At 37.6% G+C, this 10,546-nt stretch carries 15 protein-coding genes, 3 tRNA genes and 2 rRNA genes; 16 read left to right on the top strand and 4 right to left on the bottom strand.

What is annotated here, in order from left to right; translation table 11 throughout:
* The 13 genes from T529_RS0110880 to T529_RS0110820 all read left to right on the top strand — a co-directional run.
* Nucleotides 1-128, top strand: a 23S ribosomal RNA gene (locus T529_RS0110880); the annotation flags it as partial.
* Nucleotides 129-178: 50 nt separating this feature from the next.
* Nucleotides 179-287 (top strand): 5S ribosomal RNA (gene rrf / locus T529_RS0110875).
* Between the two features lie 167 nt (nt 288-454).
* Nucleotides 455-530: transfer RNA gene (locus T529_RS0110870), tRNA-Lys, on the top strand.
* A 6-nt stretch (nt 531-536) separates the two neighbouring features.
* Nucleotides 537-619: transfer RNA gene (locus T529_RS0110865), tRNA-Leu, on the top strand.
* A gap of 52 nt (nt 620-671) precedes the next feature.
* On the top strand, nt 672-1,250 hold the full coding sequence (locus T529_RS0110860) for a sugar O-acetyltransferase (RefSeq protein ID WP_033163630.1): 579 nt from the start codon (nt 672-674) through the stop codon (nt 1,248-1,250).
* 204 nt (nt 1,251-1,454) lie between these two features.
* On the top strand, nt 1,455-1,847 hold the full coding sequence (locus T529_RS12665; RefSeq protein ID WP_051646977.1) for a PqqD family protein: 393 nt from the start codon (nt 1,455-1,457) through the stop codon (nt 1,845-1,847).
* Nucleotides 1,840-2,922: a radical SAM/SPASM domain-containing protein gene (locus tag T529_RS0110850; RefSeq protein ID WP_051646976.1), complete on the top strand. Its 1,083-nt coding sequence runs from the start codon at nt 1,840-1,842 to the stop codon at nt 2,920-2,922. The genes T529_RS12665 and T529_RS0110850 overlap by 8 nt, the downstream gene beginning before the upstream one ends.
* A 24-nt stretch (nt 2,923-2,946) precedes the next feature.
* A complete protein-coding gene (locus tag T529_RS0110845; RefSeq protein WP_033163629.1) occupies nt 2,947-3,270 on the top strand; it encodes a hypothetical protein in 324 nt (107 codons plus the stop codon).
* 91 nt (nt 3,271-3,361) lie between these two features.
* A complete protein-coding gene (locus tag T529_RS0110840; protein ID WP_162173004.1) occupies nt 3,362-4,174 on the top strand; it encodes a hypothetical protein in 813 nt (270 codons plus the stop codon).
* Complete coding sequence (locus T529_RS0110835; RefSeq protein WP_033163627.1) at nt 4,167-4,358, top strand: hypothetical protein; 192 nt, start codon at nt 4,167-4,169, stop codon at nt 4,356-4,358. Before T529_RS0110840 ends, T529_RS0110835 begins: the two co-directional genes overlap by 8 nt.
* Before the next feature lie 2 nt (nt 4,359-4,360).
* Nucleotides 4,361-4,654: a hypothetical protein gene (locus tag T529_RS0110830; protein ID WP_033163626.1), complete on the top strand. Its 294-nt coding sequence runs from the start codon at nt 4,361-4,363 to the stop codon at nt 4,652-4,654.
* 363 nt (nt 4,655-5,017) lie between these two features.
* Nucleotides 5,018-5,677: a GNAT family N-acetyltransferase gene (locus T529_RS13405; RefSeq protein ID WP_202962300.1), complete on the top strand. Its 660-nt coding sequence runs from the start codon at nt 5,018-5,020 to the stop codon at nt 5,675-5,677.
* Nucleotides 5,678-6,382, top strand: coding sequence for a DUF554 domain-containing protein (locus tag T529_RS0110820; RefSeq protein ID WP_033163625.1), 705 nt, complete (start codon nt 5,678-5,680; stop codon nt 6,380-6,382). It begins immediately after the preceding gene.
* 7 nt (nt 6,383-6,389) lie between these two features.
* Here the strand turns inward: T529_RS0110820 and T529_RS0110815 are convergent, their stop codons facing one another.
* Nucleotides 6,390-7,184: a hypothetical protein gene (locus T529_RS0110815; RefSeq protein ID WP_033163624.1), complete on the bottom strand. Its 795-nt coding sequence runs from the start codon at nt 7,182-7,184 to the stop codon at nt 6,390-6,392.
* 212 nt (nt 7,185-7,396) lie between these two features.
* On the opposite strand from T529_RS0110815, the gene T529_RS0110810 reads away from it, so the two are divergent.
* Nucleotides 7,397-7,810 (top strand): hypothetical protein, encoded by a 414-nt coding sequence (locus tag T529_RS0110810; protein WP_033163623.1) that lies wholly within the window; start codon nt 7,397-7,399, stop codon nt 7,808-7,810.
* Nucleotides 7,811-7,819: 9 nt separating this feature from the next.
* Nucleotides 7,820-8,149, top strand: coding sequence for an antibiotic biosynthesis monooxygenase family protein (locus T529_RS0110805; protein ID WP_033163622.1), 330 nt, complete (start codon nt 7,820-7,822; stop codon nt 8,147-8,149).
* 25 nt (nt 8,150-8,174) lie between these two features.
* Here T529_RS0110805 and T529_RS0110800 read toward each other — a convergent pair whose 3' ends face one another.
* The gene (locus tag T529_RS0110800) at nt 8,175-8,840 is read right to left on the bottom strand and encodes a methionine ABC transporter permease (protein WP_238560816.1); all 666 of its coding nucleotides are present in this window, start codon (nt 8,838-8,840) and stop codon (nt 8,175-8,177) included.
* Entirely contained in the window at nt 8,840-9,835 is a 996-nt protein-coding gene (locus T529_RS0110795) for a methionine ABC transporter ATP-binding protein (protein WP_033163621.1), read from the bottom strand. Before T529_RS0110795 ends, T529_RS0110800 begins: the two co-directional genes overlap by 1 nt.
* Nucleotides 9,836-10,100: 265 nt before the next feature.
* Here T529_RS0110795 and T529_RS0110790 point away from each other — a divergent pair.
* Nucleotides 10,101-10,183: transfer RNA gene (locus T529_RS0110790), tRNA-Leu, on the top strand.
* Between the two features lie 152 nt (nt 10,184-10,335).
* On the opposite strand, the gene T529_RS13545 is transcribed toward T529_RS0110790, so the two are convergent.
* Nucleotides 10,336-10,546 (bottom strand): hypothetical protein (locus T529_RS13545; protein WP_033163620.1); only part of this gene is annotated, 211 nt, incomplete at its 5' end.

Below are 10,546 nucleotides of genomic sequence, written 5' to 3'. Positions count from 1 at the left end.
CCCCTCCGAGATGAGACCTCCCGCCGCAAGGCTAAGGCCCCTCGAAGACTACGAGGTTGATAGACCGGGAGTGCAAGCATGGCGACATGCTGAGCGGACCGGCACTAATAGGCCGAGGACCTGGCCACAAGAGTGAGGAGAGAGTAATGCGTCCGGCTTTGAGGGATGACCCTCGGAATCTGGTGGAGATGGCGCGGCGGGCACACCTGTACCCATCCCGAACACAGAAGTTAAGCGCCGCAGCGGCGACGATAGTGCGCGAGTGCGACAATAGCGCTCCGCCAGGTAGCGAGAGGACCGGAAGGTCCTTTCTTTTCTCCAATTACAGCCTTAAGAAAGGTTGTTGATATAAATTTGGTTCATCAATTATGCATGGTAATTCATGAAAATAATTGTTGACCGCTATACTGATAAATGGTATAGTAACCATGGTCCTTTCAAAGGACAATACAATGACTCGCTAGCTCAGTCGGTAGAGCATCTGACTTTTAATCAGAGGGTCAGGAGTTCGAATCTCCTGCGAGTCACCATCTTATGCGGGTGTGGTGAAATTGGCAGACACGCTAGACTTAGGATCTAGTGCTCCGGCGTGCAGGTTCAAGTCCTGTCACCCGCACCATTACTAAGAAGTTGTCATCGAGTTAATCGGTGATTTTTTTATAGGAGAAATTATGAGGGAAAAGGAAAAAATGATGGCTGGCATGTGGTATGATGCCAACTATAATCGAGAACTTACTGAACTACGTTTTAAAACTCAGGAGCTTCTTTTAAAGTTTAATCAGACACCTTTATCTCATCAGGACGATATTCATGATTTATATAAAGAACTCTTTGGTACTGTTCCTAAAGGATTAACTATTATTGCGCCATTAACAGTTGACTATGGTTCAAATATTTCCTTTGGAGAGAATGTTTTTGTGAATGCATCATGTTATTTCATGGATGGAGCGAAGATTACAATTGGTCATAATGTTTTTATTGGGCCTTATTGTGGTTTTTATACTGCTAGCCATCCATTAGCTTACAAATATCGTAATCAGGGATTAGAAAAAGCTAGTCAGATTGTCGTTGGAGATAATTGTTGGTTTGGTGCTAATGTTTCTGTCATGCCTGGCGTGAAGATTGGAAATGGCTGTGTCTTGGGAGCTGGTAGTGTTGTAACGAAGGATGTACCTGATAACTCACTTGTCACAGGTGTCCCTGCAAAAGTTATCAAAGTCATTGATCAAAATGGTGAACTTGAAGACTAATAATGAATATTATGATTTATATGGGAAGAGCTATCTTCCTTTTTTTGGTTTTATCACTAAATTTTTGTCTTTTATTCTAATTGTGTTAAATTAATAAGATTTAACACAATTGACTTAGCAAAAAGAATAAGCTTTATAAACTTTTTGTATGCATCCAAATAGATACTTTATGATACTAAAAAAATCCTTAGATGGGGTGGTTAAATGAAGAAGTGGACTGTACAAGCTTCCAACAATCAACAAGATGATTTCATTCAAAAAGAACAAACAAACATAGAATTATCAGGCCATAATGAAGAACTTGGACAAGACAAAGATAATTGTATTTATCGTTGTAAGCCAAACTACATTATGCGTGAAATTGCAGGAGAATCTGTTTTAGTTTCTGTTGGTAATGGTGTTGCTGATTTTTGTGGGATTGTCAAACTGAATGATTCGGCAAAGGTTATCTGGAGCGCATTACAAAATGGAACAACACAAGAAGAATTGATACAAGCCTTAGTCAATACTTTTCATATAACAGAGAATCAGGCAAAGAAGGATGTTGCACAATCTTTAGAACACCTTTTAAATAAAAGGATGATTACTTGTGAATAAGATACAACATAGAACTCCTCTTAATGGAACATTTGAATTAACAGGTCGGTGCAATCTTTCCTGCAAGATGTGTCTTGTCAGAGTCGATCAGGCACAAATCAAGAAACTCAAAAAACGTGAAAGAACTACAAACGAATGGATTCAAATGGCTAAACAAGTAGCAGATGCTGGCACGCTAGGGCTTTTGTTGACAGGTGGAGAAGCGATGCTTCGTCCGGATTTTTGTGAAATATATGAAGCAATCGCAAAGATGGGATTCCTCATTACGCTGTATACGAATGCGACAATGGTCACTGAGAAGATTATGGATTTATTTAGAAAATATCCACCTCATAAAATAGGTGTTACGATGTATGGAGCATCCAACAGTACATATGAAAAACTATGTGGCTGTAAAGATGGCTATGACCGTTTTATTGAAGGTATTGAACAACTCACGACCTTACCGTCGCTATTTGAAATAAGAACAACGATCGTAAAAGATAACCGAAGCGATTTGTTAGCTATGCAGCAGTTCACAAATGAGAAATTCGGGCCTGATAAGGTCCTTCAGATCAGTCGTTTTATCTCAAAGAGTATTCGTGGTGGTATTGCCTGTGCTGAGAGGTGTCGTTTGTCACCAGAAGAAAATGTGGCAATGATTGATAGTGGGTTAGTTGAAACCTATCAGAAAGTAAAAAATGGTGAATTAGAGCTACCTAATACTATTGAAAAATACCCTCTAAAAAGATATGGAACAGTATCTGAAAGTGGCTATTTGTTTCAAAACTGTGATGCCGGTATCAATCAATATACTATAACTTGGGATGGTAGTATGTATGCCTGTGAGCTGATGAGTGAGGGCTGCACAAAACCATTTGAAGTAGGCTTTCAAAAAGCTTGGGAAGAACTCCCCAATTGTTATCCGGAAAGCCATAGTATTCAAGTATGCGAACAATGTCAATATGAGCCTTTCTGTGAATCTTGTCCGGCAATCAGGAAAGCAGAAACAGGAGACTTTTTTGGCAAACCAGACTATTTTTGTGCAGAAGCAAGATGTATCTATAACATGCTTAAAGAGATGCATGTCATATAGAAAATAATCAAGGAGGAAGCAAAAATGTTAAAAGATGGTATGAAAAAAGAAAACTATGAAAGTCCAAGATTTGATTTTGAAGAAATGCAGTTAACGGAAAAAGTGGCAGATACATGCTGGGGCTATGCCTATGCCTGGTATGATGCTGATAAGGATGGCAAGATTGATGTTCAAGATGGTGAAAAGGTTGAATTAAGTCAACTAGGACTAGGAGATAGTGGATGCCAGGGAGAAGCTGCAAGAGAAGCGTTAAAGACTTATTTCTTTGATAAGTTTGGTGTAAAGCTTTCAAACAAAGATGTATCTACAAATACAATGAGTCCATTAGTGATCGGTTCAAATAGCTAATATGGAAGACAATCGCATTCGAAAAAGTCCTAAGTATCTGACAATTGGTGATTTTTCAATCGCATTTCAAAAAGAAAGTACGAATATAAAAATGGACATTCCATTTTCAGGAATGGCATTCTATCACCCTGAGGAAAGAGCTTGTGATTTTCACTTTTTCATTGCGGCACAAGAAACAGATAAACATCGGGAGTTATTGTGGGGTTCAGAAGAATTTGCCATACCAACTTTTCTTTATCAAAGACATGATGGGCAGTTTGATTGGATTACAAAGCAGAAAGATCGAAGTCCAGGATTATCTTTTCGTATCAGCCGTGACTGGAATCAATTTGTTTTATATGAAGATCATACGAAGACAAATGGGGAGCGGGCTTTTCATGAGTTTGGCTCTCTTTTCTCTTATGCCGTTTTAAATCATCATGCCTATGTGCTGCATGGGGTTGTAATGGAATACAATGGAATGGGTATTCTCGTGCTAGCTTCTGCTGGAACAGGCAAGACAACACATACAAGAATGTGGAGAGATCATAAGAATGCCTTAATTCTTAATGGGGATCGCTGCTTATGTAGAAAGAAGGATGGCGTCTGGTATGCCTATGGAATGCCTTGGTCGGGCTCTTCAGGGGAATATATTAATCGTCGTGTTCCTATCTCATGTATTGTCTGTTTAAATCGAGGCTTACAAAATACGGTACAACCTTTGTCCATCTTCTATGGTACAATCAGCTTGATGCAAAGAATCTTTGCCCCAGTTTGGCCAGGTGAACTTCAAAACCAGGCTTTTAGTTATTGCGAAGAACTGGCTTCAGAAATACCTGTTTTAGATTTCTACTGTAGACCGGATTTAGAGTCTGTCGAAGTATTAGCACAAGCCATCCAATCCCTTGGTGAGAAGAATGCATAATGATTTAGAAAAACAAGCGCCAACAATTCAATATGTTTCGGCAAAGACACTCTTTCCCATTATTCGTCAGTTACTGAATGAACATCAACAGGCTTCTTTTACTGTGACTGGGATGAGTATGTGGCCTTTTCTATGCCATGGACGTGATCAGGTTATCTTAGATTACTGCTCTTGGATAGCTTAAAGGTGGGGGACATTCTTCTCTTCCAGACAGAACAGGGCAATTATCTACTTCATCGTGTTACAGCTCTTAGAAAGCATCAGTTTCAGACAACGGGTGATGGCAATTATTTTAGAGATGGCTGGTTTGCGAATGATTGTATTATTGGCCGGGTTGTTTATTTTATTCGTAAAGACAAACAGATAGATTGTTGTAATGTGAAATATAGACTATTGTCTAGACTCTGGATGATTTTATTTCCTTTTCGTCGCTTACTCTTTCCAATTTGGCTACATATCCGTAGATATATAAGAAAATAATGCAAATACATATATGACCTCTCCATATTCAATAATGGCGAGGTTTTTTCTATTCTAAATGCATTACTTCATATTGTGACAGCAAATAAGTTTCGTTATAATACGTTTATTCATTGTTTTTACTGTTGGAACAAGTGTGGAGTAGCTTATAATTCTCCATACATGGTTTTATGCAGTTATTTAGAATGGAAGGTGGGGCTTGATAATGAAGATTTTGATATGTTGTGGGGGAGGATTTTCTTCTAGCTATGTGGCGATGCGGATGCAAAAGAAATAGAAGAGCGCCATCTTGAAAATCAATATCAGGTAGATTTTCTTCCCTTTTCTCTTATTTTAGAGAAGATAGAAGAGTATGATGTGATTATGCTTTGTCCACATTTAAAAATGGCTCTTACAAAGCTCTTAAATGAACATACGCTTGAAAAGCCAATTTATCTCTTGCCACCAAGAATCTATGGCATGATGACTTTAGATGCGATTATTGAAGATGGTGAAGATATCATTAATTTATTTGAAACACATCATAAGAATCCTGTTGTATTTCCTGGGGAAGAGAACTTGTTGAGAATTAAACGTAATCAATCTTATCGTAAAACATATGGGAGGATAAAACCTATGGATATTAGAGTATTTTATAGTATGAATAGTGATATTCATTTTATTCGTGAAACAGTATTCATGAAGGAACAAGGGTTCCAGAATGAATTTGATGAAATTGATGAACATTGTACATTTGTCGTACTTTACATTGAAGATATGCCTGTTGCGACATGTCGTTTTTATGAAAAAGAGGGGAAATGGTATATTGGACGTGTTTGCACGCTTAAGGAATTTAGAGGACATAGCTATGGAACATTAGTCATGCAGGAAGCTGAAAGGAAGCTCCATGGCCAAACTGACCGTCTTTATCTCAATGCCCAGGTACGTGCAAGTCATTTCTATGAAACATTGGGCTATAAGAAAACTGACATCATCAGTGATGATGAAGGTGTCAGTCATGTCTTAATGTATAAGGAGATTTAAATGGGAGCAATTGTTAATACATTAGCAGTGATCGCTGGAGGCGTGATCGGTTTGTTTTTCTCAAAAGGCATCAAAGAAAAGTACCAGCATACAATCATGCAGGCACTTGGCTTATCGACAATTTTTATAGGTCTAGGTGGAGCACTTGAGAAAATACTTCTCATCAAACAACATGCTTTGTCATCGCATGGCAGTTTGTTGATTGCGATATCGCTTGTATTAGGTGCACTAATTGGTGAATTCTTCGATATCGAATATCAATTTGAACGTTTAGGCAAATGGCTTAAAGCGAAAGCTAAAAGCAATGATTTTAAGTTTACTGAGGCTTTTGTCAGTACTTCTTTAACCGTCTGTATTGGCGCTATGGCGATTGTCGGAAGCATTCAGGATGGGCTAGTCCATGATCCAAGCATGCTTTATACAAAGTCATTGCTGGACTTTATTATTGTCATTGTCTTTGCTTCAACACTGGGCATTGGATCCATCTTTGCCGCCTTGCCCATTCTTGTCTTAGAAGGCTCTTTAACACTCTTTGCGGGGGTATTAAATGGCATTCTGACAACAGCAGTTATTAATAATATGGTTATGGTTGGTAATATTTTGATTGTTGGTGTGGGAGTGAATTTAATGGAAGCCTATCATATTAAAGTAGCCAATCTTTTACCAGCCCTAATCATTGCAATACCACTAACCTATCTATTATAAAAAGGAGCTACGGCTCCTTTTTATAATCAATATATGCACCTATCAACATTGTTGCATAAACAAGTAAAATATAGTGAGCAATTGCTAAGAAAGAAAAAAGCATGCGAAGAGGTGACTTTAAAAAGAAAGCAAGTATCAAAATAATTATGACGCATCCTAAAATTAATGAAAAGTGCCGCTTAGAATGGGTATGAATGAAGTCTAAAGCATGATAGATTAACCAAAGAGTGACAATTGAACTAATAACCCAGATGATAAAATAATTGAGATAGTATTGAGAAATATCATCAAAAGAGTAGTGCTTTCTGCATATAAACACAAATGTCGCACTCAGAGAAGGAATGATAAGTGGTAAAAATGTGCTTATATAAAAGATTAGAGACTTTTGAATAGAGAATGTATAATAGCATCTAACGAGCGTGATGACAAAGCACCCACACCAGAAGGCAAGAAGAGGAAGTGCGAAACTTAGTTGTTTGTAATAATTTGGATTATTGTGAATGATGAAGTAAAGTAATAGCGCAATAATGGTATGAATTATGGAAAGAAATAGGGTTTCTGTTTTTGAAAGCTCTTTGGCATTTTTATAGAAGAGGTAGAAAGGTATGCCGATGATAATGCCAAATACAATCTCAGTTAGAATCATGACAATATAGCGATAATCTACATTTTGATAAAAGTAAACGGGTGTATAGAGAGGATCAAGAAGCCAGGAATAAACATAGTTATTAATATAGGAATAGATAAAAATAATAAGATAATCAATAAGTGGTAGTAATGCTTGAGATTTTTTTGTACGCATATCATTTCCTCCCAATATAAAATATATTTCTCCAACCAATGTGACTTATAATGATTTATCTCTAATATTAATATTGCATAGAGCTAAAACGAGCGCAAGAAAAAGAGTACATGTGTGAAAAAAATCACATTAACCTATTAAAGGGCTTTCATAAATAGGGTTGTTTGAACGAATATGTATGGTATAATTATTCTTAGAAATTGAGGGATGATATGAGTAAACTAGTGAAAATTATGATTGCAGGAATGGTTTCCTGCTTAGTTGTAGGCTGTTCGTCTTCAAGTAAGAATGTTAACGATTTGGATATCTATGAACGTGTTGCTTTTAAGATCATGAGTGATCATGTGACTCAGTATGATGTCTCACGATTTGAGTTAAGTTCACCAAATTATGAAAAGAAGGCCTATAAGAATAATGGTGTGGATGGTTATTATGTGAGCTTTAGTGGGACAGTTGAATCAAGTGAAATGGTCTGGGCGAATAAAGTGAAAGTTGATTACTGGTTATCTAAAGATAAAAAGACTTATCGTCCAATGTACTTGAAGTTTGATAAAAATACAATTCTAAGTAAAGAAATTGCGAAAGAAAAAAAGGATGTCTATCAAGTCGCAGATATCAAATTATAGGAGGAAAATATGGCTATTACATTAAACCTTTATTATACTGGCCAGAATGGCAGTGCAAAAAAATTCGTAGATGAAATGGAGAGTAGTGGTGTTGCTAGTAAAATCAGAAATGAAAAAGGCAATCTCGGATATCACTATTTCCAGTCTTTAGATGATCCTGAAACGATTCTTCTTGTAGATAGCTGGGAGAACCAGGAAGCTATTGATTTACATCATGCATCAAGCATGATGAATGATATTGCTAGATTAAGAGAGAAGTATGACTTACATATGCATGTTGAACGCTTTGTTTCTGATGATTCATTGCCTGAAGCAGATCAACAATTTATAAGAAATTGAAAAGGATCCCGCAGGATCCTTTTCATTATCTCTTATCAACACGTTTTGCAAGATAGTTACCAACAAGCTGGAAGAGCTGGACAATAATGACTGTGACAATAATAGAAGCATACATCATGCTGGCAATATAACGCTGATAACCATAACGAATAGCGACATCACCAAGACCACCAGCACCAACTGTACCAGCCATAGCCGCATAGCCAACAATCGATGCAAAGACAATTGTCGTACCAAGGACAAGTGAGCTTCTTGCTTCGACAAGTAAGACATGAATGACAATCTGGAAGGTACTTGCGCCCATTGATTTAGCTGCTTCAATAACGCCTGGATCAACTTCCTTTAAGCTTTGTTCAATCATGCGGGCAATAAAAGGAATAGCCGATACTGTTAATGGAACAATCGCCCCAGGAACACCTAATGTTGTATGGACGATAGCTCTTGTGAATGGAAGAATCCATACCAATAAGATAATAAATGGAATGGAACGGAAGACATTGACAATGAAATCAAGAATAAAGTAGATTGTTTTATTTGGCTTTAAGCCTCTTTCATCCGTTAATGTCAGAACGATGCCAAGAGGAATACCAAAGACATAACCAAGAACTGTTGATACAATAACCATAATTAAGGTATTGACAGTCTCAGGACCAATAATACTAAGAATTTCTGTAAGTGACATACTATTCATTATTCTACCTCCTCAACATCTAAACCACGTTCTTTTAAGAAATGAATTTGTTCAAGATGATCACCATCACCAAAATCAATAATCATTTCACCTTTAGCCTTACCACCAACATTCTTTGTATCAGCCATTAAGATATTGACTGGTTTATTGAATGTCAGAATCATATTCGCAATCACCGGTTCAAAGGCAGATTGTTCATTAAAGACAATACGATAAGCCTGATGGCTTTCAATGGATGCAGCTGTATTCTTGTTTTCTACATTGAGAATAAGACGCTTACCAACAGCACTCTTTGGATGGGCGAAGATCTCTTCTACATTACCAATTTCCTGAACCTGGCCATTTTCCATAATAGCGACATTATGACAGATATCCTGGATGACGGACATCTGGTGTGTAATAATGACAATAGTAATGCCCATTTCCTTATTAATACGTTTCAACAAAGCTAATATCTGAGATGTTGTAGCAGGGTCAAGGGCACTTGTTGCTTCATCGCAAAGCAAGATTTCCGGCTTGCTGGCGAGGGCACGGGCAATTGCGACACGCTGGCGTTGACCGCCTGAAAGCATTGCTGGATAGTTTTTTGCTTTATCAGCTAGACCAACAATTTCAAGGTATTCTCTTGCTTTCTTTTTCGCTTCTTCACCTTTAATACCAGCGAGTCTTAATGGAAAACAAACGTTATCCAGCACTGTTTTCTGCATGAGAAGGTTGAAGTTCTGGAAAATCATCGAAATCTTTGTACGGGCCTGGCGTAATTGTTTTTCATTTAGATCTTTTAGATTCTGTCCACGCACAACGACTTCACCGCTGGTTGGCTGTTCAAGAAAGTTCAAGCAGCGTACAAGTGTTGATTTACCTGCACCTGACATCCCGATAATCCCAAAGATATCCCCTTTTTCGATATTAATATTGACATGACTTAATGCTTGTACTTTCCCTTCGTCCGTATCAAAGACTTTGGAAACATCACGTATTTCTATTTCTGACATACTGTTCCTCCTTAATAAAAAACAGGTATTACGAATAATACCTGTGTGTATGGATAGGGTTATTGCGTAATGAAAGAAGTCCTCTATGCTTTTGTATTCAATGCACACATGAACATCATCATAACAATACCTCCATATACCTACCTATCAATTGGGTATATCTTAATATAAAACGTTCTATTCGTCAATCTATATAGTAAAGTATTCATCAATCATTATTGACAAATCCCAATAAATACCTTACCATTGATATGCATTCAGAAATGCTCGAGTGGTGGAATGGTAGACACGCCAGTTTCAGGTACTGGTGGTTATGCCGTGTGGGTTCAAATCCCATCTCGAGCACCATAGAGAATACAAGAGGCGTAAGCCTCTTCAGACTGTTGACGATTAACCACATCGTTGGCGGTCTTTTTTTATAGATTGATATATTTTATGATTCATCCTCTTTTTTCTGAATATATTTCTCCAGATAATAAAAAAATCGGGTCTAGATCCTTCTATCCTATCCCCATCGCCTTTAACGTTTCCTCATTTTGATGCTCAAAGCAGGAATTTTGGGCGCAATGCGCCTCCTGCATCCTTCCAAGGTATGTGCATAACTTCTTGAGATTCATTCCTGTGAATATCAACATAAGATTATCATACACTCTTTCGAATCCTGTATATAGCGTATAGTCCAGCCCGTGTCTTCTCTTGCCATCCGCAAAT

The organism is Sharpea azabuensis DSM 18934, from assembly GCF_000702165.1.
GTDB lineage: Bacteria > Bacillota_I > Bacilli_A > Erysipelotrichales > Coprobacillaceae > Sharpea > Sharpea azabuensis.
The sequence above is the reverse complement of the archived record's forward strand: the minus strand, read 5'-3'. Positions and strand labels throughout refer to the sequence as shown.

Excerpts from the sequence above, each read along its gene's own strand:
- T529_RS0110860 (WP_033163630.1), top strand. The coding sequence starts at position 672 with ATGAGGGAAAAGGAAAAAATGATGGCTGGCATGTGGTATGATGCCAAC.
- T529_RS12665 (WP_051646977.1), top strand. The coding sequence starts at position 1,455 with ATGAAGAAGTGGACTGTACAAGCTTCCAACAATCAACAAGATGATTTC.
- T529_RS0110845 (WP_033163629.1), top strand. The coding sequence starts at position 2,947 with ATGTTAAAAGATGGTATGAAAAAAGAAAACTATGAAAGTCCAAGATTT.
- T529_RS0110840 (WP_162173004.1), top strand. The coding sequence starts at position 3,362 with ATGGACATTCCATTTTCAGGAATGGCATTCTATCACCCTGAGGAAAGA.
- T529_RS0110835 (WP_033163627.1), top strand. The coding sequence starts at position 4,167 with ATGCATAATGATTTAGAAAAACAAGCGCCAACAATTCAATATGTTTCG.
- T529_RS13405 (WP_202962300.1), top strand. The coding sequence starts at position 5,018 with ATGCTTTGTCCACATTTAAAAATGGCTCTTACAAAGCTCTTAAATGAA.
- T529_RS0110820 (WP_033163625.1), top strand. The coding sequence starts at position 5,678 with ATGGGAGCAATTGTTAATACATTAGCAGTGATCGCTGGAGGCGTGATC.
- T529_RS0110815 (WP_033163624.1), bottom strand. The coding sequence starts at position 7,184 with ATGCGTACAAAAAAATCTCAAGCATTACTACCACTTATTGATTATCTT.
- T529_RS0110810 (WP_033163623.1), top strand. The coding sequence starts at position 7,397 with ATGAGTAAACTAGTGAAAATTATGATTGCAGGAATGGTTTCCTGCTTA.
- T529_RS0110805 (WP_033163622.1), top strand. The coding sequence starts at position 7,820 with ATGGCTATTACATTAAACCTTTATTATACTGGCCAGAATGGCAGTGCA.
- T529_RS0110800 (WP_238560816.1), bottom strand. The coding sequence starts at position 8,840 with ATGAATAGTATGTCACTTACAGAAATTCTTAGTATTATTGGTCCTGAG.
- T529_RS0110795 (WP_033163621.1), bottom strand. The coding sequence starts at position 9,835 with ATGTCAGAAATAGAAATACGTGATGTTTCCAAAGTCTTTGATACGGAC.